General features: G+C 65.1%; 24 protein-coding genes. 13 read left to right on the plus strand and 11 right to left on the minus strand.

Annotated features, from left to right (window positions below; genetic code table 11):
* Nucleotides 1-39: 39 nt before the first annotated feature.
* Entirely contained in the window at nt 40-657 is a 618-nt protein-coding gene (locus tag ACPFMA_RS17110; RefSeq protein ID WP_420059205.1) for a LysE family transporter, read from the minus strand.
* A gap of 178 nt (nt 658-835) precedes the next feature.
* On the opposite strand from ACPFMA_RS17110, the gene ACPFMA_RS17115 reads away from it, so the two are divergent.
* The 6 genes from ACPFMA_RS17115 to ACPFMA_RS17140 are packed head-to-tail and all read left to right on the plus strand — an operon-like array spanning nt 836 to nt 5813.
* On the plus strand, nt 836-1258 hold the full coding sequence (locus tag ACPFMA_RS17115; RefSeq protein ID WP_420059204.1) for a nuclear transport factor 2 family protein: 423 nt from the start codon (nt 836-838) through the stop codon (nt 1256-1258).
* Nucleotides 1255-2007 (plus strand): SDR family NAD(P)-dependent oxidoreductase, encoded by a 753-nt coding sequence (locus ACPFMA_RS17120; RefSeq protein WP_425928286.1) that lies wholly within the window; start codon nt 1255-1257, stop codon nt 2005-2007. Before ACPFMA_RS17115 ends, ACPFMA_RS17120 begins: the two co-directional genes overlap by 4 nt.
* Before the next feature lie 6 nt (nt 2008-2013).
* On the plus strand, nt 2014-3261 hold the full coding sequence (locus tag ACPFMA_RS17125) for an NAD(P)/FAD-dependent oxidoreductase (RefSeq protein ID WP_064304034.1): 1248 nt from the start codon (nt 2014-2016) through the stop codon (nt 3259-3261).
* Complete coding sequence (locus ACPFMA_RS17130; RefSeq protein WP_425928287.1) at nt 3258-4064, plus strand: DUF1365 domain-containing protein; 807 nt, start codon at nt 3258-3260, stop codon at nt 4062-4064. Before ACPFMA_RS17125 ends, ACPFMA_RS17130 begins: the two co-directional genes overlap by 4 nt.
* Nucleotides 4045-5301, plus strand: a complete 1257-nt coding sequence (locus ACPFMA_RS17135) for a class I SAM-dependent methyltransferase (RefSeq protein WP_425928288.1) — start codon at nt 4045-4047, stop codon at nt 5299-5301. The genes ACPFMA_RS17130 and ACPFMA_RS17135 overlap by 20 nt, the downstream gene beginning before the upstream one ends.
* 2 nt (nt 5302-5303) lie before the next feature.
* Nucleotides 5304-5813: a DUF2878 domain-containing protein gene (locus tag ACPFMA_RS17140; RefSeq protein ID WP_425928289.1), complete on the plus strand. Its 510-nt coding sequence runs from the start codon at nt 5304-5306 to the stop codon at nt 5811-5813.
* 16 nt (nt 5814-5829) lie between these two features.
* Here the strand turns inward: ACPFMA_RS17140 and ACPFMA_RS17145 are convergent, their stop codons facing one another.
* The 3 genes from ACPFMA_RS17145 to ACPFMA_RS17155 are packed head-to-tail and all read right to left on the minus strand — an operon-like array spanning nt 5830 to nt 8464.
* Entirely contained in the window at nt 5830-7374 is a 1545-nt protein-coding gene (locus tag ACPFMA_RS17145) for a cryptochrome/photolyase family protein (RefSeq protein WP_425928290.1), read from the minus strand.
* On the minus strand, nt 7371-7907 hold the full coding sequence (locus tag ACPFMA_RS17150) for a DUF3833 domain-containing protein (RefSeq protein WP_425928291.1): 537 nt from the start codon (nt 7905-7907) through the stop codon (nt 7371-7373). Before ACPFMA_RS17150 ends, ACPFMA_RS17145 begins: the two co-directional genes overlap by 4 nt.
* Before the next feature lie 2 nt (nt 7908-7909).
* The gene (locus ACPFMA_RS17155; RefSeq protein ID WP_064304029.1) at nt 7910-8464 is read right to left on the minus strand and encodes a chalcone isomerase family protein; all 555 of its coding nucleotides are present in this window, start codon (nt 8462-8464) and stop codon (nt 7910-7912) included.
* Between the two features lie 134 nt (nt 8465-8598).
* Between ACPFMA_RS17155 and ACPFMA_RS17160 the strand changes: the two genes are divergently transcribed.
* Nucleotides 8599-9144: a lipocalin family protein gene (locus ACPFMA_RS17160; protein WP_009406485.1), complete on the plus strand. Its 546-nt coding sequence runs from the start codon at nt 8599-8601 to the stop codon at nt 9142-9144.
* 116 nt (nt 9145-9260) lie between these two features.
* Nucleotides 9261-9968, plus strand: a complete 708-nt coding sequence (locus ACPFMA_RS17165) for a tRNA (adenine(22)-N(1))-methyltransferase (RefSeq protein ID WP_420059196.1) — start codon at nt 9261-9263, stop codon at nt 9966-9968.
* 12 nt (nt 9969-9980) lie between these two features.
* Here ACPFMA_RS17165 and ACPFMA_RS17170 read toward each other — a convergent pair whose 3' ends face one another.
* Nucleotides 9981-10364, minus strand: coding sequence for a glyoxalase superfamily protein (locus ACPFMA_RS17170; RefSeq protein ID WP_167654051.1), 384 nt, complete (start codon nt 10362-10364; stop codon nt 9981-9983).
* A gap of 330 nt (nt 10365-10694) precedes the next feature.
* Between ACPFMA_RS17170 and ACPFMA_RS17175 the strand changes: the two genes are divergently transcribed.
* Nucleotides 10695-10835 (plus strand): hypothetical protein, encoded by a 141-nt coding sequence (locus ACPFMA_RS17175; RefSeq protein ID WP_009406479.1) that lies wholly within the window; start codon nt 10695-10697, stop codon nt 10833-10835.
* 259 nt (nt 10836-11094) lie between these two features.
* A complete protein-coding gene (locus tag ACPFMA_RS17180) occupies nt 11095-11850 on the plus strand; it encodes a gamma-glutamyl-gamma-aminobutyrate hydrolase family protein (protein WP_425928292.1) in 756 nt (251 codons plus the stop codon).
* Nucleotides 11851-11862: 12 nt separating this feature from the next.
* On the opposite strand, the gene ACPFMA_RS17185 is transcribed toward ACPFMA_RS17180, so the two are convergent.
* The 4 genes from ACPFMA_RS17185 to ftrA all read right to left on the minus strand — a co-directional run bounded on the left by ACPFMA_RS17185 (nt 11863) and on the right by ftrA (nt 16632).
* Nucleotides 11863-12828 (minus strand): D-2-hydroxyacid dehydrogenase family protein, encoded by a 966-nt coding sequence (locus ACPFMA_RS17185; protein WP_009406475.1) that lies wholly within the window; start codon nt 12826-12828, stop codon nt 11863-11865.
* Nucleotides 12829-12924: 96 nt separating this feature from the next.
* A complete protein-coding gene (locus ACPFMA_RS17190; protein WP_420059194.1) occupies nt 12925-13656 on the minus strand; it encodes a carbon-nitrogen hydrolase family protein in 732 nt (243 codons plus the stop codon).
* A gap of 23 nt (nt 13657-13679) precedes the next feature.
* Entirely contained in the window at nt 13680-15533 is a 1854-nt protein-coding gene (locus tag ACPFMA_RS17195; RefSeq protein WP_009406471.1) for an ABC transporter ATP-binding protein, read from the minus strand.
* Between the two features lie 106 nt (nt 15534-15639).
* The gene (ftrA, locus tag ACPFMA_RS17200) at nt 15640-16632 is read right to left on the minus strand and encodes a transcriptional regulator FtrA (protein ID WP_425928293.1); all 993 of its coding nucleotides are present in this window, start codon (nt 16630-16632) and stop codon (nt 15640-15642) included.
* Nucleotides 16633-16727: 95 nt separating this feature from the next.
* Here ftrA and ACPFMA_RS17205 point away from each other — a divergent pair, with 95 nt between their 5' ends.
* On the plus strand, nt 16728-18239 hold the full coding sequence (locus ACPFMA_RS17205; RefSeq protein WP_425928294.1) for an MFS transporter: 1512 nt from the start codon (nt 16728-16730) through the stop codon (nt 18237-18239).
* A gap of 1 nt (nt 18240) precedes the next feature.
* On the opposite strand, the gene ACPFMA_RS17210 is transcribed toward ACPFMA_RS17205, so the two are convergent.
* Both ACPFMA_RS17210 and ACPFMA_RS17215 read right to left on the minus strand, forming a co-directional pair.
* Nucleotides 18241-19467, minus strand: a complete 1227-nt coding sequence (locus ACPFMA_RS17210) for an MFS transporter (protein WP_064304020.1) — start codon at nt 19465-19467, stop codon at nt 18241-18243.
* A gap of 150 nt (nt 19468-19617) precedes the next feature.
* Nucleotides 19618-20532 (minus strand): bifunctional helix-turn-helix transcriptional regulator/GNAT family N-acetyltransferase, encoded by a 915-nt coding sequence (locus ACPFMA_RS17215; protein WP_420059192.1) that lies wholly within the window; start codon nt 20530-20532, stop codon nt 19618-19620.
* Nucleotides 20533-20797: 265 nt separating this feature from the next.
* Here ACPFMA_RS17215 and ACPFMA_RS17220 point away from each other — a divergent pair, with 265 nt between their 5' ends.
* Both ACPFMA_RS17220 and cyoA read left to right on the plus strand, forming a co-directional pair.
* Nucleotides 20798-22141 carry an MFS transporter gene (locus tag ACPFMA_RS17220; protein WP_425928295.1) on the plus strand — a complete coding sequence of 448 codons (1344 nt, stop codon included), beginning with the start codon at nt 20798-20800 and terminating at the stop codon, nt 22139-22141.
* Nucleotides 22142-22290: 149 nt separating this feature from the next.
* Entirely contained in the window at nt 22291-23214 is a 924-nt protein-coding gene (gene cyoA / locus ACPFMA_RS17225) for a ubiquinol oxidase subunit II (protein WP_425928296.1), read from the plus strand.
* Nucleotides 23215-23219 lie beyond the last annotated feature (5 nt).

A 23219-nucleotide genomic window follows, 5' to 3' on the forward strand; every position in this document is an offset into this window, starting at 1 on the left:
TGCAAATCAAAGAGTAGGGCTTTGTGCACTCCTTTCAGGTCAGCGCATGGCAGCCAGCTTGATACCGAAGCCTACCAGGCAGGCCCCCGCCAGGCGCTCGAACAGGTTGGAAATCCTTGGATTGGCGCGCATGCGCTCGGCCAGCTGCTGGGTCAGCACCACGGCGATCAGGCCGTAAAGAAAGGTCACCACGGCAACGGTGGCCGCCAGGAAGCCAAAGGTAATCAACCCCTGGTGCTTCACCGGATCGACGAACAGCGGGAAGAACGCCATGTAGAACATGATCGCCTTGGGGTTGAGCAAGGTGATCATCATGGTCTGGCGCAGGTAATGGCCGTTGTCCATGCGGCTCTTGCGCGGTTCGCCGCCAGGTTTGCTCAACAGCATGCGCATCCCCAGGTAGGACAGGTACGCCGCACCGGCCCATTGCACGACATGGAAGGCCGCCGGATAGGCCGCCAGCAAGGTGGCCACCCCGGCCACCGCCAGCCACAGCAGCACCTGGTCGCCGAGGATCACGCCGCAGGTCGCCGCCAGCCCGGCCTTGATCCCGCCTTTGCCGGTGGCGGTGATCAGGGCGAAATTACCGGGCCCGGGGATCGCCAGGACGATGATGAAGGCGATCACGAAGGCGCCGTAGTCGGTTACACCAAGCATCCGCAGTGCTCCTGTCAAAAGGCCATAGCCTACCCCAGGCGTCGCTAGGTTCCCTAGTGCCCCGGCCAACGTCGCAAACAAATACCCGTGGCCATTTGACTTGTACAAGTTTTGTCGTAGGATCAGTAATACCTGTACAACAAATACATCTTGTACAAGATTGCTCGGGAGCCTTGGCATGTCGAAGTACCTGGAAACCTTCGCGGATCGTTTTGCCATGCTGGATTCGACGAATCTGCAGTCATTGAAAAACTTGTACAGCGATGACATCACCTTCCGCGATCCTCTGCACAGGGTCCAGGGCCTGCCGGCACTGCACGACTATTTCGCCCGGATGTACGCCAACGCCAGCGACATCCGCTATGACTTCCACGACGCCAGCGAAACCCGCCCCGGGCAGGGTTACCTGCGCTGGACCCTGCATTTTCGCCACCCGCGCCTGGCCGCTGGCCAAGTGATCAGCCTCGACGGCGTCAGCCATTTGCACTGGCGTGAGCGCGTGTACAGCCATCAGGATTATTTCGACGCCGGCGCCCTGCTCTACGAGCATGTGCCGGTGCTCGGGCGCGTGATCGGCTGGCTCAAGGGACGCCTGGCATGATCCGTTGCTGGCTGACCGGCGCCAGCAGCGGCATCGGCGCCGCCCTGGCCCTGCACCTGCTGGAGCACGGCCATAGCCTGGTGGTCAGCGGGCGCCAGCGCGAGCCGCTGGAGGCGCTGCGCAGCCGTTTCCCCGACCGGGTGGTGGTCGCCCCGGGCGATATCGGCAACCGCGACGACGTTGCGGCGATCGGCCAGGTTCTGGAAGCGACCTGGGGCGCCATCGACCTGGCAATCCTCAACGCCGGCACCTGCGAATACCTGGAGCCCGGCCATTTCGACGCCGCCCTGCTGGAGCGGGTGCTGCGCACCAACCTGATCGGCCTCGGCTACTGCCTGGAAGTGGCCTTGCCCTTGTTGCACCGTGGCAGCAACCCGCACCTGGTGGTGACCGGCAGTTCGGTGGACTGGCTGGCGCTGCCGCGCGCCGGTGCCTATGGCGCATCCAAGGCCGCCGTGCGTTACCTGATGGAATCCCTGCGTATCGACCTGGCCAGCGCCGGCATCGACGTCACTTTGGTCAGCCCCGGTTTCGTCGACACCCCGCTGACCCGGCGCAACGACTTCCCCATGCCGCAACTATGGAGTGCGCAACGCGCCGCCCGGCATATCGCCGAGCGCCTGGCCAAGCGGCCCCTGCAGATTACCTTCCCGACCTTTTTCATCCTGGTATTGCGCCTGCTCGGCGCACTGCCGGGGCGCTGGCGCCTGAAGCTGGGCCAGCGCATGGCCCGCCGCGAACAGGACTGAAACACCATGCGTATCGCGATCATCGGCAGCGGCATTGCCGGCCTTACCTGTGCCCACCTGCTCTCGCGCCAGCACGAGATCACGGTATTCGAGGCCGCCAGCTGGATCGGCGGCCACACCCATACCGTCGATGTGCAGTGCCAGGGGCGCAGTTATGCGGTGGACACTGGCTTCATCGTGTTCAACGACTGGACCTACCCCAACTTCATCCGCCTGCTCGAGCACCTCGGCGTCGCCTCCCGCCCCACCGAGATGAGCTTCTCGGTACACGACCCGCACAGCGGCCTGGAATACAACGGTCACGACCTCGACAGCCTGTTCGCCCAGCGCAGCAACCTGCTGTCGCTCGGGTTCTGGGGCATGCTGCGGGACATCCTGCGTTTCAACCGCCAGGCCCTCGTCGACCTCGACCGGCAGCGCATCGAGCCAACCACCACCCTGGGCGAGTACCTGCACCGGCACGGCTATGGCCAACGTTTCATCGATCACTACATCGTGCCCATGGGCTCGGCGATCTGGTCGATGTCGCGGGCCGACATGCTCGGCTTTCCCTTGCAGTTCTTCGTGCGTTTCTGCCGCAACCACGGGCTTCTGTCGATCACCCGGCGCCCGCAATGGCGGGTGATCGAGGGTGGCTCGCGCAGCTATGTGGAACCGCTGTGCCGCGCTTTCATCGGCCGTATCCGCCTGGATTGCCCGGTGCAGAAAGTGTCTCGCGACGCCAGCGGGGTTACCGTCTTCAGCGCAGGCGCAAGCGAACGCTTCGACCGCGTGGTCTTCGCCTGCCACAGTGACCAGGCCCTGGCCCTGCTCGAAGCGCCCAGCGCGGCGGAACGGCAGATCCTCGGCGCCATCGGCTACGCCAGCAACGAGGTGGTGCTGCACACCGATACCCGCCTGCTGCCTGTGCGGCGCAAGGCCTGGGCCAGCTGGAACTACCGCCTGGGCGGACCGGAGCAGGCGCCGGCCGCGCTGACCTACGACATGAATATCCTGCAGGGCCTGGACGCCCCCGAGACCTTCTGCGTCAGCCTCAACCAGAGCGCATTGATCGATCCGGACAAGGTGCTCGCGCGCTTCGACTATGCCCATCCGCAGTACAGCCTCGCTGCCCTCGCGGCCCAGGCCCGGCGCAGCGAAATCCAGGGTCCGCAGCACAGCTACTACTGCGGCGCCTACTGGGCCAACGGCTTCCACGAAGACGGCGTGGTCAGCGCGCTGCAGGTCGCCGAACTGTTTGGAGAACGCCTGTGAACAGCAGCCTGTGCCACGGCTGGGTCAGCCATCGGCGCCTGGCACCCAGGGTCCATGGCTTTCGCTATCCGATCGGCATGCTGCTGGTCGATCTGGACGAACAGCGCGAACTGCTGGCGCTGTCACCCTGGCTCGGCAGCGCATGGCTGGCGCCCCTGTGCTGGCGCGAACGCGACTACCTGCCGGCACTGACTCGCAGCGGCCTGGCGCTGGCCGGTGCAGCCCGCCAATTGGTCGGCGAGGCGACCGGGCAGGTACCTGCCGGCCCGGTGCAACTGCTCACCCAGCCCCGGTGCTGGGGGCTGTCGTTCAATCCGGTGAGCTTTTATTTCTGCCATGAGGCGGACGGCCAACTGGCGGCGATCCTCCTGGAAGTGCGCAACACGCCCTGGCGCGAGCGCTTCCACTATGTGCTGCCGGTGCAGGACGGCCAGGCCGGACGCTTCGCCCTGCGCAAGGCCTTCCATGTGTCGCCGTTCATGCCGCTGGACATGGACTACCGGCTGGACTTCCGTCTCGCCGGGCAACACCTGCGCATCCATATGGAGAACTGGCGCGACGGGCAGCGGGTGTTCGAGGCCGACCTGGCCCTGGTCCGCCAGCCCCTCGACCGCGCCGCCGTACACCGGCACATCCGCCGCTTTCCGTGGATGAGCCTGCGCACCGTCGGTGCCATCTACTGGCAGGCCCTGCGCCTGCTGTGCAAACGCACGCCGATCCACGACCACCAACCCCTCCAGGGCAACCTGGGCCTGGGCAAAGCCCTCAACGAGGAGTCAGATCATGTCCAACCCCACCCTTAGCATCGGCAAGTCGGCAGGCCTGGCGCCCGTACTCGGCAGCCTGGCCCGGCACGCCGTGACCGCGCAATTGCGCAAGCTGCGCCACGGTCACCTGCGCCTGCTGTGCAAGGGCCGGCAATGGACATTCGGTGATGCCACCTCGGCGTTGCAGGCCGAGGTCGAGGTGCTCGACGAAGCGACCTGGAGCCTGGTGGCCGGCAACGGTTCGATCGGTGCCGGCGAGGCCTATATCCACGGCTACTGGCGCAGCCCCGACCTGGCCGCGGTAACCCGGCTGTTCGTGGCCAATCTCGAGGTGCTGGACGCACTGGAGGGCGGACTGGCGCGACTCGGACGCCCGGCATTGCGCCTGTTGCACCATCTCAACCGCAATGACCGGCGTGGTTCGCGACGCAATATCCTCGCCCACTACGACCTCGGCAACGCGCTCTTCGAGCGCCTGCTCGACCCGAGCATGATGTATTCCGCAGCGCACTTCGACAGCGCCGAGCAGAGCCTGGAACAGGCCCAGTTGAACAAGCTCCAGCGGATCTGCGAAAAGCTCGAACTCAAGCCCGACGACCACCTGCTGGAGATCGGCACCGGCTGGGGCAGCCTGGCGATCCATGCCGCCAGCCAGTTCGGTTGCCGGGTGACCACCACCACCCTGTCCGACGCGCAATACGCCCACACCTTGCAACGGGTGCGGGCCCTGGGCCTGGAGCAGCGCATCCAGGTGCTGCGCGAGGATTACCGTGACCTGCGCGGGCGCTTCGACAAGCTGGTGTCCATCGAGATGATCGAAGCGGTCGGGCACCGCTACCTGCCGACCTATTTCCGCCGATGCGGCGCCCTGCTCAAGGACGACGGCCTGATGCTGCTGCAGGCCATCACCATCCGCGACCAGCGCTATGACCAGGCGCGGCGCTCGGTGGATTTCATCCAGCGCTACATCTTCCCCGGCGGCGCCCTGCCCTCGCTGAGCGTATTGCTGGACACCGCCAGCCGCCAGACCGACCTGAACCTGGTACACATGGAAGACTTCGGCCAGGGCTACGCCCGCACCCTGCAACACTGGCGCGACAACCTGCACCGCTCCCGCGCGGCGCTGATGGAGCTGGGCTATGACGAGACGTTCCAGCGCCTGTGGGAGTTTTACCTGTGCTATTGCCAGGGCGGCTTCGAAGAGCGGGCAATCGGCGTGGCGCAATTGCTTTGGGCCGCACCCAAGGCACGCCGGGCGCCACTGGAGGCCTGAGGGTGTCGCGGCGGGCGTGGCTGGTCGGCAATGCCCTGTGGCTGCAGGCCGGATGGTGGGGATGCGTGCTTGGCGCCCGCCACCCCTGGATGCTGATGGCGGTGCTGGCCGGGCTGCTCCTGCATTTGCGGCTGTCCCCGGACCGGCGCAACGAATGCCGCGCCGTATTCGGTATCGGTCTCGCCGGCTGCCTGCTCGACACGACACTGGGCATGTTGGGCGTCTTCGACTTCGAGCAGAAACCGCTGCCGCTGTGGCTCGCCCTGCTCTGGCTGGTACTGGCGAGCGGTTTGCGCCACAGCCTGGCCTGGGCGCGATCGCCGCTGTGGCTGGGGGTGGTCGCGGGCATGTTCGGCGGGCCCCTGGCCTATCTTGCCGGCGCGGAGCTGGCGGGGGTCGGGTTGCCGCTGGGGACGGTGGGGACGTTGCTGGTGCTGGCGCCGCTTTGGGCGCTGTGGTTTCCACTGTGTCTGGTCCGGGCCCAGGCCAGCGGGCACCGCCCCACCCGGTAGGAGCGTCAGCGCTGGATCATAAGGGATCGCCGGCATCCAGCCGCGCCAGCAACGCCTCGCCCCTGTGCCACAGCGCTTCGCGCCGGGCTTCCTTCATCCGCTCGAGATTGCGATAGAGCATGACCATGCGCGGGTTCTTGCCCAGTTGCTGGCGGTGGCGCATCAGGAAATGCCAGTAGAGGGCATTGAACGGACAACCATCCTCTTCTACCGCATGATCGACACGGTACTCGCAGTGCCCGCAATGATCGGACATGCGCCGGATATAGGCACCGCTGGCGCAGTACGGCTTGGAACCGAGGTATCCGCCATCGGCGTGCATCACCATGCCCAGGGTGTTGGGCAGTTCGACCCAGTCGTAGGCATCCATGTACACCGCCAGGTACCACTGGCAGATCTGCTCCGGCTCGATCCCGGCGAGCAGGGCGAAATTGCCGGTGACCATCAGCCGCTGGATATGGTGGGCATAGCCCAGTTCCAGGGTCTGGCCGATGGCTTGGGCCATGCAGCGCATGCGGGTCTGGCCGTTCCAGTAGAACGCCGGCAGGGCGCGGTGGTTGCCGAAGGCGTTGAGCCCGGCGTACTCGGGCATGCGCAGCCAGTAGATGCCACGCACGTATTCGCGCCAGCCAATCAACTGGCGGATGAAGCCTTCGGCGGCATTCAGCGGCACGGCACCGCGCCGCCAGGCCGTCTCCACGTCCTCGCACAGCTGCCGAACGTTCAGCAAGCCGATGTTCAGCGCGGCGCTGATCCGTGCATGGAACAGGTACGGCTCGCCCTCGGCCATGGCGTCCTGGTAATCGCCAAAGGCACCCAGGCCGAAGTCGAGAAAGTGCTGCCACAACGCCTGGGCCTCGGCGTGGGTCACCGGGTAGTCGAAGCCTTCGGCATTACCGTAGTGATCGGCGAAGCGCTCGCGCACCAGCTCCACTACCTCGCGGGTGATCGCGTCCGGCCTGAACTCCAGAGCGAACGGGCCATGGACCTTGCCCGGCAGTGGCTTGCGGTTGTCCTTGTCGTAGTTCCACGAACCTCCCGCCGGGCTGCCATCGGGCTCCAGCAACAGGCGATTGCGCTTGCGCATGCCGTGGTAGAAGTGCTCCATGCGCAGTTGCTTGCGGCCTTGTGCCCAGCGTGCGAAAGCCTCGCGGGAACAAAGAAAGCGGCGGTCGCGATGCCAGGCCAGCGGCAGGCCGGACTCGCGCATCGCCTGCTCCAGCCGCCACTCGCCGCATTCGGTGACATGCACCTGCTCGGCACCGAGTTTCCTGCACCAGCGGCGCAGCTCGCCGACGATGCTGCCGCTGTTGCCGCGCGCGTCCAGCTTGACGTACTCCACGCGCCAGCCCTGCTCGCGCAGTGCTTCGGCAAAATGGCGCATGGCACTGAAGACCAGGATGATCTTGCGCGGGTGGTGCGGGACATAGCGCGCCTCGTCGCGGACCTCGGCCATCAGCAGCACATCGCGGGCAGGGTCGAGGGCGCGCAGCAGATCGAGATCGAACGACAACTGGTCGCCAAGCAGCAAACCCAGCCGCGGGGCCTGCAGCCCGCTCATGGCGCGCCCTGTGGCAGGCGGCGGAAGAACAGGGAAATCTGCCCGACCTCGACCCCCAGCTTGCTCATGCGGGTGCGATTGACCAGCGTGTCTTCGTTCATCAGGTACATCCAGTCGTCCATGTCCATCACCCAGTTGCGTCCATCGACCGGCAGGTCAAGGCGGTAGCGCCAATGCAGCGCGTTGCCGGCAATTTCGCCGACGGCCTCGCCGACCACGTCGCCGGCGGTGCCACGCCAGCGTCCGGGCCCGTCCGGCACCAGGGTCCAGGTGCGTTGCTGGCGGGTGCCATCGCTGTAGACGAAACGCTCGTCGAGAATCAGTTTTTCACCCTCCCGGCGACTGTCGACGCGCACATGAAAGCGCTTGACCACCTCGCCCGAGCGCTTCTGGAAAATGCCCCAGGCTTCCACCGGCCGGGAAAAATAAGCCGCCAGGTCGAGCCTGGGTTGCTCCTTGGCATAATGGTCGACCTCGACATTGCCGCACGCCGCGAGCAGCAGGCAGCCCAGTACAGCCAGCAGGATACGCATCGTCACTCTCCTCGATCGTTTGCGGACAGGCCGGACAGGCGCTGGCGCAGTTGGGGATCACGGGCACGCGGGTCCAGCCAGATGGCGAAGAATCCACGGGCGAACGCGGCATCGTCGAACTGCCGGCGCAACTGGCCATCGACGTAGAAACTGCCGCCCTTTCCGGGCTGGTACAGGCCTGCGATGCGTGTGCCGGGTCGTACATCGACGAACGCTTCACGCATCAACGCGGCCCAACGGGCCAGGGTGGCCTCGGACAGGTCCGGCCCACCGAGGCGGCGCATCTCGTCGAGGCTGGCCTCCACCAGGGTGTCGCGCGACAGGCTGCGGTGGTAGGTCAGCTCCAGAACGAACGGCTGCGACCACGCCAATGGCGTGACCGGGCTGAACGTACGGGCGCTGTACAAGCGCAGGCCGAACCAGGTGAAGTCGCCGCTACCGACCAGCCGGCCATCCTGCAAGGCCGGGCGCCAGTCCGCCAGGGCCGGCTGTGCCAGCACCAGCGCCAGGCACAGCGCAGTACGGGACAACCTGCGGATAGCGTCACCTGCTGTCATCGACCGACCCTCAAACGCACAAATGTTGTACAAGTATATTTCTTTGTACAATTTTTTCGCGAAAAGTTTGTACAACTTTTTCAGCCAGCGCTTCTCCAAGCTTCAACAGACCTCGCAAACCAGCGGAGCCCGACATGACCCTGCGCAAACCCCTGCTGTTCTCCTGCCTGATGCTGGCGCTGGCCGGCTGTTCCAGTACCGATCGTGGCAGCCCGCCCCCGGCCACCGTGCAAGTGGACCTGCAGCGTTACCAGGGCGTCTGGTACGAGCAGGCGCGCCTACCGATGTTCTTCCAGCGCAACTGCGTGCAGTCGGAGGCGCACTACACCCTGCGCGACGACGGCAAGATCGACGTGACCAATCGCTGCAAGGAAAAGAACGGAGAGTGGAATGAAGCCCGCGGTGTTGCCGAAGCCCAGGTACCGGGCAAGACCGACAAGCTCTGGGTGCGTTTCGATAACTGGTTCAGCCGCATCGCGCCGGACATGACCAAGGGCGAGTATTGGGTGCTCTATCACGACACGGACTACAAGGTGGCCCTGGTCGGCCACCCGAACCGTGAATACCTGTGGCTGCTGTCGCGCTCGCCGCAGATCGACAGCGCCACTCGTGACAAGCTGCTGGGCATCGCCCGCGAACAGGGCTATGACGTCAGTGAGCTGATCTGGCGCCAGCAATGAGCGAAGCGGCATCGTCACTGATGCCGCTTCACGTTCATCAGGATTTGTAATGCCCGGCAATGCCCGCCAGAATCGCCGGCCAATCCGTCCTGCGTACTGCTGACAAGGCCTCCTGCTTGAACGAACAGACACTTTCCCTGCGCCTGGAGCGCGTGGCTGCCCATATACCAGGCGGTTCGCGCCTGGCCGACATCGGTTCGGACCATGCTTACCTGCCGGTAGCCTTGATGCGCCGTGGCCAGTTGGCCGCGGCGGTGGCCGGCGACGTGGCGCTGACGCCCTTCCATGCCGCCCGGCGCAACGTGCGCGAGAACGGTCTGGAAGGGTCGATCAGCGTGCGCCTGGCCAGTGGCCTGCAAGCGATCGAGGCGGATGACGCTATCGATGTGATCACCCTGTGCGGCATGGGCGGCGAGACCATCCGCGACATTCTCGAGGCGGACCAGGCCCGGCTCGGCGGCCACGAGCGACTGGTGCTGCAGCCCAACGGCGGCGGACAACCGCTGCGTTCATGGCTGATGGAGCACGGCTACCGGATCGTGGCGGAAGAAGTACTGCGGGAAAATCGTTTCGACTACGAAATCATCGTCGCCCTGCCCGACGGGCCAGCGAGCTACAGCGCCGAGGAGCTGTATTTCGGCCCGTTGCTGATGCGCGAGCGCAGCGAGGCGTTTCTCGCCAAATGGCGGCGCCTGTTGCACTTGAAGGAGAAGACCCTGGCGGGATTGGGCCAGGCCCGCCAGGCAGTAGCCGAAGAGAAAAGCCGGGCATTGGTACAGCAGATCACCTGGATCAGAGATCTGCTCGCCCTGGATCGAGGCTAAGCGCGAGGCGGCTCAGCCCTCGCAGAACCTGATCCGGTTGCCGAACGGGTCATGCACTTCGAGCACCCTGCCCCAGCCCTGTTCGGTGATATCCGGACGCGCATAGCCGTAGCATTTGGCCAATAGTTCGTCGCGCAGTTGCTCGATGTTCTCCACCGGCACGAACAGCGTCGCCCCCGGGCTGGCATCGCCATGGTGTTCGGACAGGTGCAGCTGCAGACCATCGCGGCGAATCCCCAGGTACAACGGCAGATCGGCTTCATAACGGTGTTCGAATTCCACGTTGAAGCCCAGGAAGTCCAGGTAGAACTCCCGGGCCTTGGCTTCGTCGAACATGCGCAGGATGGGAATGGCGCGTTCCAGGCGAATGGCGGGGCTGGCAGCGGTTGCAGTCATGAACATGTCCTTGTCGTCGATGATGGCAGGGCATCATACGGAACCGCCCTGAAGCGGACCACCCCGTCCGGACTTCAACATCCGATACTCGGCCATGATCGCAATGGAACGATCAGCGAAGTTGCGAGCCAGAGCATTATGAATCTGGCATGAAATTCTCATGCTAACGTTCAGCGATATCCAGGAACACAATTACGCATTCATCTTCCCCACCCAATAAAAGCGAAAGGGGGTTCCATGAGTTGTCTGATCTGCGCAGGTCTTGCCGAATCCATCGAATGTTCGCCGGGGTGGGAACAACGCAGTTGCCCGCAATGCGGGTGTTACCGGATGTCCCAGTCATTGGTACTGCTGATGATGAACGAGGGCCAGATCTTCGATTCGACGAAGATGCGCGAATGGCTGGAAGTGCGTCGCGGCGTCGTACCGGTACCGTCCATCGACCTGAACCAGGCCATTATCGTTCGATAAGGCTTTTGGTACGGAGCCTATGAAAAAAGCCCGTCCGAAGACGGGCAAGCACCTGATGTGGAGGGTCTGAGCGAACCCTGCGTAACGTTCGATAGGGGTTATCAGGCAAGTTTCTTTTTTAATCGCAGTCCGCTCGACGAATGGTCTTTCGCCGGTTTTACATGCCTGTTGATTGACCAACCTTGCCAATCAAAAGAATTGAACAAGCGCGACCGTACTTCAGTCATTCGATATATCCCGGTTCAAAAGGATGTATTGCATGTCCGGCCCTGCCCTTATCGGCATCATTGCAAGCTCGTGGAAGATCGGTCCGCACGCGGTGCAGATCCTCGACGACAAGTACGGCCAGGCCGTGGCCACCGCAGCCGGCGGGCTGCCGATGGTCCTGCCGGTGTTCCCCGACCTAGTGCAATTGCCGGACATCATCGAGAGCCTGGATGGCGTGCTCTTCACCGGCTCGCCGTCCAACATCGAGCCGCACCACTACGACGGGCCGCCGAGCCCACCGCGAACCCCACACGATCGCGCCCGCGACGGTCTGGCGCTTCCGCTGTGGCGGGCCGCTGTCGAAGCCGGCCTGCCAGCCTTGGGCATCTGTCGCGGGTTCCAGGAGCTGAACGTCGCCTTTGGCGGCACCTTGCACCAGCAATTGGCCGGTTCGGGCGCCGAACATGAGCCACCGGACAATGAACCCCTCGAAGCGCAGTACTCGCGCACCCACGCCCTGACCATACGGCCGGGCGGTGTGCTCGAACGGCTGGGGCTGGCCGGAAGGCTCGAGGTCAACTCCGTCCATGGACAGGGCATCGCCGAAGTCGGCCCAGGGCTGCGCATCGAGGCCGTGGCCGAGGACGGCCTGGTAGAAGGGCTTTCGGTGACGGGTAGCCGCAGCTTCGCACTCGGGGTGCAATGGCATCCGGAGTGGCAAGTGACGGCCAATGCGGATTACCTGGCGATCTTCAAGGCGTTCGGCAGCGCCTGCCGTGAGCGGGCGCAGCGTAGGCCTGGTCGGTAACGGGCCCCGCGCTCACAGGGCTGCCGGATTTGCCACGTTCTTTGGTGCGCCATCGAAAAACGCCACGACATTCTCGAACGCATCGCCGAAATACAGCTCGTAGCCCTGTTTCTCCACGTATCCCAGGTGCGGGGTCGCCAGTACCCGGGGATGAGTGAGCAAGGGATGGCGTGGATCGAGGAGCGGTTCCTGCTCGTAGACGTCCACTGCGGCGAATCCCGGCCGCCCGGCATCCAGGGCCTGCAACAGCGCTCCCGGCGCGATCAGCTCGGCGCGACTGACGTTCACCAGCAAGGCGTCGGGCTTCATCCGGCCAAGGTCTTCGAGGGTGACGCCATGGCGAGTGCTGTCGGACAGCCGCAGGTTGAGGCTGAGGATATCCGCCTCAGCGAAGAACGCCTCCCGCGATGGCGCAGCCCGGTGTCCATCGGCTTCGGCAGCCTCGCGACTGGCCGCACTGCCCCACACCAGTACCGGCATATCGAACGCCCGGGCGTAGCGCGCCAGGCGCTGGCCGATCTTGCCGTAGCCCCAGATACCCAGGGTCTGCCCGGCCACGGCCTGGCCGAGGTTGACCTGCCAGCGCCCCTGCCTGAAGGCGTCGATCGCCGGCACCAGTTGCCGCCGCGCAGCGAGGATCAACGACCAGGCCAGTTCCGCCGGCGCCACCGGCGAGCCGCGACCTTCGGTGACGACCACGCCATGCGCCGTGCACGCCGCCAGATCGAGGTGCGCGGACACCTTGCCCGTCTGGCTGATCAACCTGAGCCTGGGCAGGCGCGCGAGCAGGGCCGCGTCGATCCGGGTGCGTTCGCGGGTAAGCACCAGCGCATCGGCATCGATGAAGCGGGCGACCAGCTCGTCGAGAGAGGCGGGCTGGACGTCGTGATGGAGGGTCACCTCATGCCCGGCAAGCAGGGCGAAGCAATCGAGGCTGCGGATCGCGTTCTGGTAGTCGTCGGGAATGACAATACGCATCGGGGCAGGTCCAGGCGGGGGATCGGAACGGCTGACGATAGCCGAACAGCCAGGTGAATGCACCGATGCCGCGCCGTCCTGCCCATGGTTTCCTGTTCAGGCCAGCGCCACCACTTCGCCCTCCCCGGTCCCCAGGTCGTACACCACCAGCGCTTCGCCGGTCACATCGGCCGCCGCCACCAGCGTCCCGTCGGCATTCCACACCGCCGACTGCCCGGCGGCGACATAGTCGTCGGCCTGTCCCACGCAGTTGGCCATCAGGACGGTCATGCCGTGTTCACGGGCAACCATGGGATAGTGCCCGTAGCCTGTTTCCACACCGCGCTGCGACTTGGCGACACTGGCGAAATACACCTGCGCCCCGGCCTGCGCTGCCTGTTGCGCATGCTCCGCCTGCAGCGATTCGTAGCAGATGGCCGGTGCCAGCAGCACCTCGCCGCGGCTGAACAGGCTCTGCCCGCTGCCCGGCAGGAAGAACGGGTATTCGTCCGGGTGCAGGCGCTGCTTGCAGTACAGGCTGCGCGGCAGTTCCGGCTGGAACACCAGCATGCCGATGCGGTTGCCGCCGGCCTTGCGGATCGGCGCGCCAACGGCGATCAGCAGGCCGAAGCGATCGCTCAGCCACTGGAACACCTCCAGCCGCTCGTCTTCCACCGGCATCGCCAGTACGTCGGCCAGCCGCGGTTGATAGCCGGTCAACGACAGCTCCGGGAAGACGATGCCATCGGCTCCCAGGCTGGCAGCGATCTCGATCACATCGACATGCTTGTCGAGGTTGTGCTCCACCGCTCCGGCAACCGAGGCGATCTGTGCGGCAATCAGTTTCATTGCTCCTCCTTTTGAACCTGTGATCATTCCTGCGCCTCGGCCACGCCCTGGTCCTCGCCGAGAAAGCCACCGCTCTGGTGCTGCCAGAGCCGTGCGTAGGTGCCATTCCTCGCCAGCAGTTCGGCGTGGGTGCCCTGTTCGATGATCTGGCCGTTGTCCATGACGATCAACCGGTCCATGGCGGCGATGGTGGACAACCGGTGGGCGATGGCGATGACGGTCTTGCCCTGCATCATCTCGTCGAGGCTTTCCTGGATCGCCACCTCCACTTCCGAGTCGAGGGCGCTGGTGGCTTCGTCGAGCAGCAGGATCGGCGCGTTCTTCAGCATCACCCGGGCGATGGCGATGCGCTGGCGCTGGCCGCCGGAGAGCTTGATGCCACGCTCGCCGACCAGGGTGTCGTAGCCGCTATGCCCCTGGCGGTCGCTCAACTGCATGATGAACGCGTCGGCCTGGGCATTTTTGGCGGCGGCGCGGACCTGCGCCTCGCTCGCCTCGGGGCGGCCATAGGCGATGTTGTCGCGGATCGAACGATGCAGCAGCGAGGTGTCCTGGGTGACCATGCCGATGGCGCTGCGCAGGCTGTCCTGGGTGACCTTGGCGATGTCCTGGCCGTCGATGCGGATGGTGCCGCTGTCGACGTCGTAGAAGCGCAGCAGCAGGTTGATCAGGGTCGACTTGCCGGCGCCGGAGCGCCCCACCAGGCCGATCTTCTCGCCCGCGCGGATATCCAGGCTCAGGCCATCGAGCACCTGGCGCTCGCCGTTGTAGTTGAAGCTGACGTTATCGAAGCTCACCGCGCCGCCGGACGTCACCAGTTGCCCGGCGTCCGGCGCGTCCACCACCTTGGGGCCCTGGGTCAGGGTCTGCATGCCGTCCTGCACGGTGCCGATGTTCTCGAACAGCGAAGTCATCTGCCACATGATCCAGTGCGACATGCCGTTGATGCGCAGGGCCATGGCCGTGATCGCCGCCACCGCGCCGGTGCCGACATCACCCTGGTGCCAGAGCCACAGCGAGTAACCGCCGGCAGCGATGATCAGGCCCACCACCAGCGCCTGGTTGACGATCTCGAACTGGCTGACCAGGCGCATCTGGCGGAAGCCGGTTTCCTTGAAGTCTTCCATTGCCGCACGGGCGAAATGCGCCTCGCGTTTGGAATGGGAGAACAGCTTCACGGTCGTGATGTTGGTGTAGGCATCCGATACCCGCCCGGTCATGGACGAACGGGCATGGGCCTGCTCCTGGCCGACCTTGCCCAGGCGCGGCACGAAATACAGCATGGCCAGGCCGAACAGGACGATCCAGGCCATGAACGGCAGCATCAGCTTGAGGGCGAAACCACCGGCCAGGGCGATGATCGCGATGAAGTACACACCGATGCCGGGAAGAATCTCGATCAGGGTGAACAGCACCTCGCGCACCGCCAGGGCGGTCTGCATCACCTTGGTGGTAACCCGCCCGGAAAACTCGTCGGAGAAGAACGACAGGCTCTGGCGCAGCATCAGGCGGTGGAAGTCCCAGCGCAGGCGCAGCGGCAGGTTGATCGCCAGTACCTGGTGCTGGACCATGGTGCGCAGCGCCACCAGGCCGATGCTGGTCACCAGCACCAGGCCGATGCCCCACAACACCCGGCGCTCCTGCTCGCTCACGGCGCCGCCGGCCTGCCACGCGGCCAGCAGGTCGACCACCTGGCCAAGGAAGGAAAACAGCCAGGCTTCGTAGATCGACACGGCAGCGCTCAGCAGCGCGAACACCAGCACGTAGCCACGGGCGCCACGGGTGCAGGCCCAGAGGAAACGCAGCAGGCCGACCGGGGGCGGCGGGAGTTCGTCGGGCGGGAATGGGTCGAGGCGTCGTTCGAACACACGAAGCATGGAAAATCTCTGCACAGGTGATGGTCGGGAGAGTCTGCCATCTGATGGAGGCTTTGCGGGGGTTTTTGGTTCAAGCAGATGAAGGAGCACCGCCTGCGAGCGAAGCTCAGGACATGCGCTCCACGCGCCCGAACTGCTTGCGATAACAACTCGGGCTGCTCTCCAGGTACTTGCGAAAATGATGTCGCATCGTCGCTGCGGTGCCGAACCCGCAACGCTCGGCAATCAACGGAATCGACAACCCGCTCGTCTCCAGAAGGTCCTTGGCCCGCTCCAGACGCACGCCCAGCAACCAGTTGGCCGGGGTGGTGCCGGTGGCATCATGGAAACGCCGCAGGAACGTGCGCCGGCTCATATGCGCCGTGCGCGCCAGGTACTCGATATCGATCTCGCTATCCGGATTGGCCCGCAGGCGATCGAGTAACGGCGCAAGGCTGCTGCCGGGGCGCACGGTGACCGGCTGCTCGATGTACTGCGCCTGGCAACCCAGGCGATGGGGCGGCGTGACCATGCGCCGCGCCGCTCGATTGGCCGCTTCCGGGCCGAAATCGCGGCGGATCAGGTGCAGGCAGGTGTCCAGCCCGGAGGCGCAGCCTGCCGAGGTCAGGATATCGCCCTCGTCCACGTACAGCACCGATGCCTCGACCCGGACCTGCGGATAAGCTCTGGCCAGTTCCTCGTGATGGAACCAATGGGTGGTCGCACGCTTGCCGGCCAGCAAGCCGGTGGCGGCCAGGACAAAGGTGCCGGCACAAATGGTAACGATACGGCAGCCCCGCCGGCTGGCCGCCCTCAGGGCATCGAGCAAATCGCTGTCGACCTCTGCGGCAAGGTCGCGCCAGCCGGGAATGACGATGGTTCCCGCCTGCTCCAGCAGTTCCAGGCCGCCTTCCACGTTGATCTGGAAACCGCCGAAGGCCCGCAATGGCCCCGGCTCGACGGCAGCGATACGCAGGTCATAGAGCGGTTTTCCCAGCAACAGGTCATCACGCCCGAAAGCTTCGATGGCGGTGCCGAATTCGAAGGTGCACAACTGGTCGTAGGCCAATACGACCAGGCGCGAGTCAAAGGAGGTCGGGTCAACAGAGTGGTTTGGCATGAAGTTGACGATACTTGGCCTGCGTGCCGATTTCCATGATTCCTTGCAACTCCGATCATCCCTGCCCTGATTCGTACTCAAGGAAAAGGTGCAACATGAAGGACTCGACAAAGGCACTGGCCGCCGTCTGCCTCGCGGCGATGATGTTCGGCCTGGAGATCTCCAGCGTCCCGGTGATACTGCCCACGCTCGAAACCCTGCTCGATACAGGATTCAGCGATCTGCAATGGATCATGAATGCCTACACCCTGGCCTGCACTACGGTGCTGATGGCCGTGGGCACGCTGGTGGACCGTTACGGGCGCAAGGCCCTGTTTCTTGCCAGCGTCGCCCTGTTCGGCCTGGCCTCGCTGGCCTGCGGCCTGGCGCAGGACGCCACGCTGCTGATCATCGCCCGCGCGCTGCAAGGCGCAGCTGGAGGTGCCATGCTGGTCTGCCAGGTTTCGATCCTGTCCCGGCAGTTCACCCAGGCCGATGAACGCAGCAAGGCGTTCGGATTCTGGGGAATCGTGTTCGGCGCAGGCCTCGGGCTGGGCCCGCTGATCGGTACGTTCATCCTTGAGCTGGCCGATTGGAAATGGGTATTCCTGGTGCACGCCCCACTCGCCCTGCTCACCTGCATCCTGGCCAGCACCGGGGTGCAAGCGTCGAAGGACCCGGCAAACGGCAAGCTCGACGGCCTGGGCATCCTGTTACTGGCATCGGCGGTGTTCGGCCTCACCTACGTGATCATCGAAGGACCCGGGATGTCGCGCGTAATGGTCAGCGCGACCAGCCTCCTGACCGGGATGGCGTTCGTTGCTTTCGTCGTATCGCAAAGGCTTGTGCCACATCCGATGATGGATTTCTCGGTGTTCCGCATTCGTGGTTTTTCCGCGGCCTTGCTGGCTTCGGCAGGAATGAACTTCAGTTTCTGGCCGTTGATGATCTACCTGCCGATCTATGTCCAGGCGGGGATGGGGCTGGACAGTAGCGAAGCAGGCATCCTGCTCCTGGCCTATACCCTGCCGACACTGCTTGCACCGCCAGTGGGCGAGCGGCTGGCACTCAGGCTGCAGCCGGGCGTATTGATTCCGGCAGGCCTGCTGGCGATCGGCGCGGGCTTGTTGCTGATGTGCCTGTCGATCGGCGCCGCTGAACTGCTGGTACCCGGCATGACCGCCGGCTGCGTGCTGGCCGGCACCGGACTGGGGCTGATCAACACGCCGGTGACCAACACCAGCACGGCCTCCGTCCCTGCTGAGCGCGCCGGCATGGCCTCGGGCATGGACATGAGTGCGAGGATGATCTCGCTGGCCATCAATATTGCGGTGATGGGCTGGCTCCTGGTGCAAGGCGTTGCCAGCAGGCTGCGCAGTAGCCTGCCCGGCTCGCTCGATGAGGCGGCCCTGCAGGCGGCGGCCCAAGGGATAGCCGCCGGCAAGCGCAACGTATCCGACGCAAGTTTCCAGGCCGCTCTGGATCAAGGCTTCAGTTGGGTGCTCTTGTACGGCGTCGCCAGCGTCTGCCTCGCGGCCTTGGCAAGCCTGCTGGTGTTCAGGCCCTGGGCGGTCGCTGACGAGGGCTGCAAACCTGCGGGCAGCCCTGCCCAGATTCGCGGGAGTTAAGTCAGCCCGCCTGCGCCGCCAGGCTGTTGCTGACATTGCGCCCAAGCACCAGCACGGTCACGAAGCCGCAACCCACCAGCGCCGTGGCCAGGCTCAGCAGCAAGGCGCTGCCGAACTGGTCGACGATGCGCCCGCCGAAGAACGAACCCAGGGCGATGATCACCTGGAACATGGCGACGAACAGCGGCATGCCACGTTCCACGTCCTTGGGTGCGACGACGAACATCCAGATGCTGGCGCAGGCCGGGAAGGCGCCGAAGGCGAAGCCCCACAGGGCGATCAGCATCACCGCACCGGTCAGGCCGGTGGCGAAATGGGGGAACAGCGCGGTACTGGTGCCGATCATCAAGGCCACCAGCAGCAGCGTGTAGCGCACGCTCTGGTTGGCCGCAAAGCCGGCGAAAAGATTGCCGATCACGCCGGCCACACCGTACAGCAACAGCAGCGAGCCGATGGTCGGGGCATCGAAACCGGAGCTTTGCTTGAAGAACGGCGCCACATAGGTGTACGCGGCAAAGTGCGCCAGGCCGATCAGCAGCACCGCGATCAGGCCGACCCGTGCCAGCGGATTGATGAACAGTGCCGGCAGGTCATGGATGCGAATGGCCTTGTCCGGGGTCAGCCGCGGCAGCAGGAAGACCTGCGCCAGCAATACCGGAACCCCCAGCACCGCGGTGGCTAGGAAGGTCATGCGCCAGCCCATCAGGTCGCTGAGCCAGGTCCCGACCGGGACGCCCAGTACGGTAGCGAGCGTCACCCCGGCCATGATGATCGAGGTCGCCTGGGCTACCCCGACACCCCTCGGCGCCAGCCGGCCGCTGAGGGCGATGGCGGTGGCCCAGAAGCCGCCGATGCTGATGCCCAGCAGGACGCGGCCGAACAGCAGCAGGCTGAAGTCGCTGGCCAGGGCCACCACCGAGTTGGCGATGATCATGATCAGCGTCAGGCCGACCAGCAGATAGCGGCGATCCATCGCGCCGATACCCACCGACAGCAAGGGCGCGGCCAGTGCGGCCATGATCCCGGGCAGGGTCACCATCAGGCCGGCACGCCCGGCACTGATGCCCAGGTCGCTGGCGACGTCGTTGAGCACGCCTACCGGAAGAAATTCGCTGGTCACCAGGGCGAAGGCGCCCACGGCGACCGAAAGGATCGCCAGCCACTGCTGGCTGACGCTTTGCTGATCATGTTCGGGACGGCCCTGGTGGGCCTGGCTGGCGCTTGACATGGGTATGGATTCCAAAGGGAGATGGCGCCTGTGGCAGGCGCAGGGAGCGGGGAAAAAACAGGAGGCGATTATAGGAGCCGGTTTTGCCGGCAAGACAGGCAGCCCGTTCGATAGTAATCATCAGTGTTATCGATAGGCGTGGGCAGCTCCCTACAGCTCCAGCACCCAGGTCTGGCTGAGCAGGTCCTTGCCGAATTGATGCACCGGTGCCTCCTCGACCAGTTGGAATCCCGCCTTCTGGTACAAGCGCCGGGCGTCCGTCAGCACGCTCACGGTCCACAGCATGATGCGCGTGTAACCGCTGTCGCGGGCAAAGCGCAGGGTCTCCTCGACCAGCCGCTGGCCGATGCCCAGCCCGCGGGCGCTGGCATCCACGTAGAGCATGCGCAGCTTGGCGGTGCTGTCGTCGTGGCGAGTCACGAACACCGAGCCGATGATCTCGCCGTGCTTTTCCGCAATCCAGCACCGCTGCGCAGACGAATCGGATTCGCGCAGGAACTTCGCCACGATCTCCGCCACCATGGCTTCGAATTCCGAATTCCAGCCGTACTCGCGGGTGTACAGCTGCGCCTGCTGCTGGACGACCCGGCCCATATCGCCGGCCTGCGGCGGTCGCAGGATATAGGCGCCGTCGCGTTCGCCGAGCAACGCCTGGATCTGCTCCATCGCCTGCACCAGCCGTTGCTGGCGGGCCGGCGGCATGTCCTGGAGCAGGCCGGCGACTTCCTCGCGAGCGGCCTGTTCCAGGGACGCCAGCACCGCCGAGCCCTGTTCGGTAAGCCGCAGCACCGTGGCCCGCGCATCGCTGGGCGAAGGCGACTTGCTGACCAGGCCCTTGCGCTCGAATCCGGCGATGATCCGGCTCAGGTAGCCGGCGTCCAGCCCCAGCAGTTGGCGCAGCTCGGCGCTGGTCAGGCCAGGCGCGCTGCCCAGCTCGTAGAGGATGCGGCTTTCGCTCAGGGAGAACTCGGTGCGCGCCAGGTGCTCGTCCAGGGCGCCGATCTGCCGGGTATAGAAGCGGTTGAAACGGCGGATGGCGTCGGCGGTTTGCAAGGTCGTATTCATGGTGAGAAATCCGGTTAATTGCTTTTGGCAAAAATATAGTTGCTAAAAGCAACCATATCAACCGCTACGTCCCTGCAAGCGGCGGCGAGAGCAAAAAACGCCCCACCCTCACCGAATACGACCCCCACCTTTCCGATCAAGACACCTGCCTTGCCGACCGCCACGTGCGCCTTGCATCGTGCGGAAAAAAGCATTCGCCGCACGGCGCCCCTTCCTCCACTGCCCTTCCCTTTTGCCCTTGAAAGGTTCCAGGAGAGCATCGGTCATGAACGAAACGATCAGCGTCCCCCCCGCCACATTGCGCAAGGTCACCGCCGCCGCCGCCGTGGGCAATTTCGTCGAATGGTTCGACTTTGCCGTGTACGGCTTCCTCGCCACCATCATCGCCAAGCAGTTCTTCGCCAGCGACGACCCCAACGCCGCCCTGCTGCAGACCTTCGCCGTATTCGCCGTGGCGTTCGCCCTGCGGCCCCTGGGCGGCATCGTGTTCGGCGCCCTGGGCGATCGCCTTGGACGCAAGCGGGTGCTGTCGGCCACGGTCTTGATGATGGCCGCCGCCACCACCCTGATCGGCCTGCTGCCGACCTACGCCAGCATCGGCCTGATGGCGCCGGTGCTGCTGACCCTGACCCGCTGCGTCCAGGGGTTTTCCGCCGGTGGCGAATACGCCGGCGCCTGTGCCTACCTGATGGAGCACGCGCCCAACCACAAGCGCGCCTGGTATGGCAGCTTCCTGCCGGTATCGACCTTCTCGGCCTTCGCCAGCGCTGCGGTGATCGCCTATCTGCTCGAAGCCAGCCTGTCGCCCGAGGCCATGGCCCAGTGGGGCTGGCGCGTACCGTTCCTGGTGGCCGCGCCGCTGGGTATCGTCGGCCTGTACCTGCGCTGGCGGATGGAAGAAACCCCGGCCTTCCGCCTGGCCCTGGCGGAACAGAAGGAGCACGCCCATTCGCCGCTGCGGGAAACCCTGACCCAGCAGAAAGGCGCGATGCTGCGCCTGGGCGCGTTCATCTCGCTGACGGCGCTGTCGTTCTACATGTTCACCACCTACTTCGCGACCTACCTGCAGGTGGTGGGCCACCTGACCCGGGCGCAGGCGCTGATGGTCTCGACCATCGCCCTGCTCTTCGCCGCCGGCGCCTGCCCGGCAGCGGGTGCCTTCGCCGACCGTTTCGGCCGGCGGCGGACCATCGGCCTGACCTGTCTGTGGGTGATCGTCGCGGTATTCCCGGCCTATTGGCTGGCCAGTTCCGGCAATGTGGCGGCGGCGGTGATCGGCGTGATCCTGCTGGCCGTAGGCGCCGTGTCGTCGGGCGTGGTGACGGCTGCCCTGCTCTCGGAAACCTTCCCCACACGCACCCGCTACACCGCCTCGGCCATGACCTACAACATCGCCTACACCTTGTTCGGCGGCACCGCACCACTCATGGCGACCTGGTTGATCGGCCTCAGCGGCAGCAGCCTGGCACCGGCGTTCTACCTGGTGGTGATCGCCCTGGTGGCATTGATCGGCGGGCTGGCGCTGCCGGAGACCAGCCGCATCTCCTTGCATGAAGAAGCGGGCGGCACGGCCTCCAGCGCAGCCGGCGAGGCCCGGGATCCGGCCTGAGCCCTCGGCCCCGGCTGTCGAACCGCGCGGGGCCTTTCACTCCCTGGACCATTCGTCGCGTTATTCGGAACTTTGCGCAACCCCTGTCCGCTTGCCCTGCTTCTAACCCTGCAGATGTAAACATCCGGATACAACTACAGGACAGGGACATGCTGCAGCGATACCGCAACCTCGCCAGGCTGGCCGGCCTGATGGTACTGGGCACCCTCGCCCTGCTGCTGTCGGGCTGCGACATGGTGCTGTTCAACCCCAAGGGCCAGGTCGGGCTCGAGCAACGCAACCTGATCATCCTTGCCACGGCCCTGATGCTGATCGTGGTGATACCGGTGATGGTCATGGCCCTGGTGTTTTCCATCCATTACCGCGCCTCCAACCACAAGGCCCGCTACGAGCCCGAGTGGAGCCATTCGCGGGTTATCGAGGCGGTGGTGTGGGGCGTACCGCTGGCGATCATCATCGTTCTGGGCGTGGTCACCTGGCGCTCGACCCATGCCCTTGACCCCTACCGTCCGTTGAAGGCCGATGTGCCGCCGATCCAGGTCCAGGTGATCGCCACCGACTGGAAATGGCTGTTCGTCTACCCGCAACTGGGCATCGCCTCGGTCAACGAACTGGCCATGCCGGTAGGGACGCCGGTGGATTTCCGCGTCACCTCCGACGGCGCCATCACCTCGTTCTTCATCCCGGCCCTGGGCGGGCAGATCTACGCCATGGCCGGCATGCAGACGCAACTGCACCTGATTGCCGATCACGCCGGCACCTACACCGGCATCGCCGCCAACTACAACGGCCCGGGTTTTTCCGACATGCACTTCCAGACCCTGGCCCTCGACCGGGCCGGCTTCGACGCCTGGGTAGCCAGGGTGCGCGCCTCGGGCCAGACCCTGGACCAGGCCGGCTACACGCGCCTGGCCCGGCCCAGCGTTGCCCACCCGGTAGAGCATTACGCCAGCGTGGACGAGCACCTGTTCCAGTCATTGATCGATAAATACCAGGGCGTCAACCGCTCCCGCGAGGTCGAGCGGCGTCTCGATATGTCCGGGAACGCGTCGGCGCAAGGCAGCCAGGAGTAATGGAT

It is taken from the genome of Pseudomonas sp. NyZ201 (assembly GCF_049860765.1).
Lineage (GTDB): Bacteria > Pseudomonadota > Gammaproteobacteria > Pseudomonadales > Pseudomonadaceae > Aquipseudomonas > Aquipseudomonas bharatica.

Coding starts and splice junctions, on each gene's coding strand:
- ACPFMA_RS17110 (WP_420059205.1), bottom strand. CDS start 657: ATGCTTGGTGTAACCGACTACGGCGCCTTCGTGATCGCCTTCATCATC.
- ACPFMA_RS17115 (WP_420059204.1), top strand. CDS start 836: ATGTCGAAGTACCTGGAAACCTTCGCGGATCGTTTTGCCATGCTGGAT.
- ACPFMA_RS17120 (WP_425928286.1), top strand. CDS start 1,255: ATGATCCGTTGCTGGCTGACCGGCGCCAGCAGCGGCATCGGCGCCGCC.
- ACPFMA_RS17125 (WP_064304034.1), top strand. CDS start 2,014: ATGCGTATCGCGATCATCGGCAGCGGCATTGCCGGCCTTACCTGTGCC.
- ACPFMA_RS17135 (WP_425928288.1), top strand. CDS start 4,045: ATGTCCAACCCCACCCTTAGCATCGGCAAGTCGGCAGGCCTGGCGCCC.
- ACPFMA_RS17145 (WP_425928290.1), bottom strand. CDS start 7,374: ATGAGCGGGCTGCAGGCCCCGCGGCTGGGTTTGCTGCTTGGCGACCAG.
- ACPFMA_RS17150 (WP_425928291.1), bottom strand. CDS start 7,907: ATGCGTATCCTGCTGGCTGTACTGGGCTGCCTGCTGCTCGCGGCGTGC.
- ACPFMA_RS17155 (WP_064304029.1), bottom strand. CDS start 8,464: ATGACAGCAGGTGACGCTATCCGCAGGTTGTCCCGTACTGCGCTGTGC.
- ACPFMA_RS17160 (WP_009406485.1), top strand. CDS start 8,599: ATGACCCTGCGCAAACCCCTGCTGTTCTCCTGCCTGATGCTGGCGCTG.
- ACPFMA_RS17170 (WP_167654051.1), bottom strand. CDS start 10,364: ATGACTGCAACCGCTGCCAGCCCCGCCATTCGCCTGGAACGCGCCATT.
- ACPFMA_RS17175 (WP_009406479.1), top strand. CDS start 10,695: ATGTCCCAGTCATTGGTACTGCTGATGATGAACGAGGGCCAGATCTTC.
- ACPFMA_RS17180 (WP_425928292.1), top strand. CDS start 11,095: ATGTCCGGCCCTGCCCTTATCGGCATCATTGCAAGCTCGTGGAAGATC.
- ACPFMA_RS17185 (WP_009406475.1), bottom strand. CDS start 12,828: ATGCGTATTGTCATTCCCGACGACTACCAGAACGCGATCCGCAGCCTC.
- ACPFMA_RS17190 (WP_420059194.1), bottom strand. CDS start 13,656: ATGAAACTGATTGCCGCACAGATCGCCTCGGTTGCCGGAGCGGTGGAG.
- ACPFMA_RS17195 (WP_009406471.1), bottom strand. CDS start 15,533: ATGCTTCGTGTGTTCGAACGACGCCTCGACCCATTCCCGCCCGACGAA.
- ftrA (WP_425928293.1), bottom strand. CDS start 16,632: ATGCCAAACCACTCTGTTGACCCGACCTCCTTTGACTCGCGCCTGGTC.
- ACPFMA_RS17205 (WP_425928294.1), top strand. CDS start 16,728: ATGAAGGACTCGACAAAGGCACTGGCCGCCGTCTGCCTCGCGGCGATG.
- ACPFMA_RS17210 (WP_064304020.1), bottom strand. CDS start 19,467: ATGTCAAGCGCCAGCCAGGCCCACCAGGGCCGTCCCGAACATGATCAG.
- ACPFMA_RS17215 (WP_420059192.1), bottom strand. CDS start 20,532: ATGAATACGACCTTGCAAACCGCCGACGCCATCCGCCGTTTCAACCGC.
- ACPFMA_RS17220 (WP_425928295.1), top strand. CDS start 20,798: ATGAACGAAACGATCAGCGTCCCCCCCGCCACATTGCGCAAGGTCACC.
- cyoA (WP_425928296.1), top strand. CDS start 22,291: ATGCTGCAGCGATACCGCAACCTCGCCAGGCTGGCCGGCCTGATGGTA.